We start from the raw sequence: 5,209 nt of genomic DNA, 5'->3' as shown, positions 1-5,209 counted from the left end.
CGTAAAGGTGTAAGAGCCATCGGCGTTGATCACCAGGCTGCCACCTTCTAGCTCGACGGTGGTGCCGGCGTTAACGGTTTGACCGTCGACGCTGAAGCTGACCACAGACAGCTGACTGTCGATATCGCTGTCGTTATCGAGCACGTTGCCGCTTGCCACGGTGTCTTCTGCCACGGTGTTGCTGTCGTTGGCCAGTACAGAAGGGTCATCTACTGGGGTGACATTAATGGTCAGGGTCGCGCTTTCACCGGTATTGGTGGTGTAGGTGATGACCGGCACACTGCCGTTCCAATCTTGGTTCGGTGTAAAGGTGTAGCTGCCATCGGCGTTTATCACCAGGCTGCCACCTTCTAGCTCGACGGTAGTACCAGCGTTAACGGTTTGACCGTCGACGCTGAAGCTGACCACAGACAGTTCGCTGTCGATATCGCTGTCGTTATCGAGCACGTTACCGCTTGCCACTGTGTCTTCTGCCACGGTGTTGCTGTCGTTAGCCAGTACAGAAGGGTCATCTACTGGGGTGACATTAATGGTCAGGGTCGCACTTTCACCGGTATTGGTGGTGTAGGTGATGACCGGCACACTGCCGTTCCAGTTGTCGTTTGGCGTAAAGGTGTAGCTGCCGTCGGCGTTGATCACCAGGCTGCCACCTTCTAGCTCGACGGTGGTGCCGGCATTGACGGTTTGACCGTCGACACTGAAGCTGACCACAGACAGTTGGCTGTCGATGTCGCTATCGTTATCGAGCACGTTACCGCTTGCCACTGTGTCTTCTGCCACGGTGTTGCTGTCGTTGGCCAGCACGGATGGGTCATCTACTGGGGTGACATTAATGGTCAGGGTCGCACTTTCACCGGTATTGGTGGTGTAGGTGATGACCGGCACACTGCCGTTCCAGTTGTCGTTTGGCGTAAAGGTGTAGCTGCCATCGGCGTTGATCACCAGGCTGCCACCTTCTAGCTCGACGGTAGTGCCGGCATTGACGGTTTGACCGTCGACACTGAAGCTGACTACTGATAATTCGGTATCGAAATCAAGATCATTATCTAAAACGTTGCCAGTTGCGACTTCATCTTCTGCGATAGTATTAGTGTCATTAGCGGTAATGGTAGGGGCGTCATCACTACTAACGGTAAACGCTTGAACTGTAGGCTGTTCTACAGAGAATCCAGATGTAGTATATCCGGCGCCAGCGATTGTTTGGGCGCCAGTTCTGCTTACGGAGATAAAGCCAGAGTCACCTTCACTGGTGGCAGTATTACCCGCGGCGGTTTCTGGTAATTCGGCTGTTGGATCTTCTCCTGATGCGATCAGTGCTTGAAGTTGTTCAATTTCATTTAATGCATCAGCTTCAACAGACGAAGTGTCATTGATACTTTGACTTGTAAAAGAAGTGCCATCTGCAAACTCAAGCTCTAAATCAGCCTGCTCAGCAATGAGAATCGTGCTTCCTTCGGGAATCACTTCACCGATAGTTACTGCTTTTTGCTCGGTTTCTGTTACCAAAGAAACCTTCCCTTTCACATCTATAACTTGTCCATTTTTGGTTGTAACTATCGATTTCATACCTGCCCCCGCAGAATTAAATGACACAACTTGATTTTAAGTGTTGTAACTGTTAGCGCGTTTTTTCGCCAAGTGTTGAATGTTATCAATAGTCTGTACAGTGGTCAATTTTTTGACACACAAATAATGCTAAAGGTAAGGTATGCTCGCAGTTTGTAATGCTTGTGATTGACAAATAAAAAGGCCAAACCACTAATTGTTAGGGTTTGACCTTGTAGGGTGTCGCGACAATGTCAGCTGTTATGGAATTGTATCAATAATCAGGTTTTCGTTGCCGAGTAGATTGTTGATGATCTGTGTATCGCTTAAGGTGTTGTTATTGGTTAAGTCAACATTGTTCAATACGATCGTGAGATCAACGATTCCATCATGGTTGGCATCGACAGAGATCTCAGTATTCCCACCGCTGAAATTGAATGCTAAGTATTGATCTAGAGAGTACATACCATTCTCTTCGTCGACTAAGATTGCTGACAAATCTAACTGATCCATACTGATGTCGAAATTGAGCACAGTATCTATGCCGTTGTCGTCGGAACCAATATCCCAGACCAAGGTGTCAATGTCGCTGTCAATACCCGCATCTATGGTATCGCTGCCTGCACCACCAATGAGTATATCGGCGCCTATGCCGCCATCGATAGTGTCGTTTCCTAGGCCTCCTAAGATGATGTCGTTACCACTTCCGCCTTCTATCAGATCGTCACCAGAGCCACCGATGAGTTGATCGTCGCCTTCCAAACCGAATATAGAGTCGTTGCCTTCTCGACCATATATTTCGTCATCGAGGTTTGCCCCTGTTAGAGAGTCACCCTCTGTGGTGCCGAAGATGAGGTTATCCACATCATCAGTACCTGTGACTGTCACCGCTGTATCAGCTAGCAGCTCATGGGTAAAGGTGGCCTGTACAAAGCGAGCCTGATAGGAGCCACCATCGTTATCCAAGTAGGTAATGGTCCAAATATCACCGGGATCGACTGGATTAGCTGCTAAGTAATCGGCAAGTGTAATACTATTGTCTGATTCCATAAGGATGTTTGTATAAGAGATATGGGCATTCATCAGACCTGAATCAGCATCATAAAACCAATCCGTTACGCCATTAGCTGCCGCTATCACAATGAAGGTGATACCGTTAATAGTCAGCCTTACTGATACTTCCTCCTCCCTTTCTATGCCTGTCTGTCCGCCAATTTCGCTGTTAGGAATTGGGATATCGAAAGGCGATTTTTGGAAATCAGTAAACAGATCTAATGCACCGCTGCTTGGATCTAAGTTGATGGCGCTGGCAAATGCGCTACTAACGGTCAGGAAGGCATCTTGATCATTACCTGAAGTTAGTGGTGATGAACCATCACCAATGAGCACAGTATTTCCGCCCAGGCTATTCGCTGGAACCGTATGTATGACAAAGTTACCATCGACGCTATCGGAACCCGAGTTGATTGTGAAGGTGAGGTTAATGTCTAGCTGCTCGCCTGTATCTCCATCACTTCCGGGGACATATATTAGGCTACCGAGTTCAGAAGCCGATAGCACGACGGGACTATCGAAGAGATACTGGGTCAACTCCCCGGTAACATCATCTATATACCAAATTTCGCCTATGTCGGCTGTCTCGTCAGGATCGACGAAGGATAGATTCAATCCTGTGATAGTGATGACATCTGTGTAGTCTTGGTCCGTTGGTATATCAATGTTGAGTGGATAACCATCAAGGTAAGGTATGGCTATTTCAGCAAGCGATGCCGGTACCCAGATCTCTTTAGCAAATTCGCCCTCAATTGGATCGTTAGTTCCATTGATGGTGATTGTGACTGTTTGAGTATCTGTGCCCCCGTCATTATCAGTGACTGTGACATTGAAACTCAGGGTGATGGTTTCATCTTCAGCAAGGAACTGCACCAGAGAGTTAAGGATGCTGTAATCCCAGCTGTCGCTGTCGACGCTGAAGCCGTCGATGAGGCTCTGGATTTGACCTGCGCTGAGCACGCTGGTCAGGTCACCACCGCTCCAGCTGATGTCATTGTTGTAGACCTCGGTGACGCTGTGGGTGTTGTTGACATCCACGTCGGTGAAGCTGAGTGCGCCGCTGTCGGTCAGGTTAGGGTTGCTGGCATCTTCCGTCACGCCGCCTGTGGCATCCACTGTGAGCACCGGCAGGTCGTTGGTACCGGTAATGGTGAGGCTGACGGTCTTAGTATCAGACCCGCCGTCGTTGTCGGTGACCGTGACCTCGAAGCTTAAGGTGATGGTCTCATCTTCAGCAAGGAACTGCACCAGAGAGTTAAGGATGCTGTAATCCCAGCTGTCACTGTCGACGCTGAAGCCGTCGATGAGGCTCTGGATTTGGCCTGCGCTGAGCACGCTGGTCAGATCGCCGCCGTCCCAGCTGATGTCATCGTTATACACCTCGGTGACGCTGTGGGTGTTGTTAACATCCACGTCGGTGAAGCTGAGTGCGCCGCTGTCGGTCAGGTTAGGATTGCTGGCATCTTCCGTCACGCCGCCTGTGGCATCCACGGTGAGCACCGGCAGGTCGTTGGTACCGGTAATGGTGAGGCTAACCGTCTTGGTGTCAGACCCGCCGTCGTTATCGGTGACCGTGACCTCGAAGCTTAAGGTGATGGTCTCATCTTCAGCAAGGAACTGCACCAGAGAGTTGAGGATACTGTAATCCCAGCTGTCGCTGTCGACGCTGAAGCCGTCGATGAGGCTCTGGATTTGGCCTGCGCTGAGCACGCTGGTCAGAGCGCCGCCGTCCCAGCTGATGTCATTGTTGTAGACCTCGGTGACGCTGTGGGTGTTGTTAACATCCACGTCGGTGAAGCTGAGTGCGCCGCTGTCGGTGAGGTTAGGATTGCTGGCATCTTCCGTCACGCCGCCTGTGGCATCCACGGTGAGCACCGGCAGGTCATTAGTACCGGTAATGGTGAGGCTGACGGTCTTAGTATCAGACCCGCCATCGTTGTCGGTGACCGTGACCTCGAAGCTTAAGGTGATGGTCTCATCTTCAGCAAGGAACTGCACCAGAGAGTTAAGGATGCTGTAATCCCAGCTGTCACTGTCGACGCTGAAGCCATCGATCAGGCTCTGGATTTGGCCTGCGCTGAGCACGCTGGTCAGATCGCCGCCGTCCCAGCTGATGTCATCGTTATACACCTCGGTGACGCTGTGGGTGTTGTTAACATCCACGTCGGTGAAGCTCAGTGCGCCGCTGTCGGTGAGGTTAGGATTGCTGGCATCTTCCGTCACGCCGCCGGTGGCATCCACGGTGAGCACCGGCAGGTCATTAGTACCGGTAATGGTGAGGCTGACCGTCTTAGTATCAGACCCGCCATCGTTGTCGGTGACCGTGACCTCGAAGCTTAAGGTGATGGTTTCATCTTCAGCAAGGAACTGCACCAGAGAGTTGAGGATACTGTAATCCCAGCTGTCACTGTCGACGCTGAAGCCGTCGATGAGGCTCTGGATTTGACCTGCGCTGAGCACGCTGGTCAGATCGCCACCGTCCCAGCTGATGTCATCGTTATAGACCTCGGTGACGCTGTGGGTGTTGTTGACATCCACATCGGTGAAGCTGAGCGCGCCGCTGTCGGTGAGGTTAGGATTGCTGGCATCTTCCACCACGCCGCCGCTGGCA

The 5,209-nt window shown here is 51.2% G+C and carries 2 protein-coding genes; both read right to left on the bottom strand.

All coding sequences use genetic code 11. The features are described 5' to 3' along the window. Window positions 1-1,566, bottom strand: a 1,566-nt coding sequence (locus L2731_RS19355) for a retention module-containing protein (protein ID WP_283165135.1), incomplete at its 3' end; no start/stop codon positions are given. A gap of 240 nt (window positions 1,567-1,806) precedes the next feature. Next, on the bottom strand, window positions 1,807-5,209 hold a 3,403-nt coding region (locus L2731_RS19350; protein ID WP_249254873.1), incomplete at its 5' end, for a VCBS domain-containing protein.

It is taken from the genome of Shewanella aquimarina (assembly GCF_023349185.1).
GTDB lineage: Bacteria > Pseudomonadota > Gammaproteobacteria > Enterobacterales > Shewanellaceae > Shewanella > Shewanella aquimarina.
Note: the sequence above shows the minus strand (reverse complement) of the source record. Positions and strands in the feature narration are given on the sequence as shown.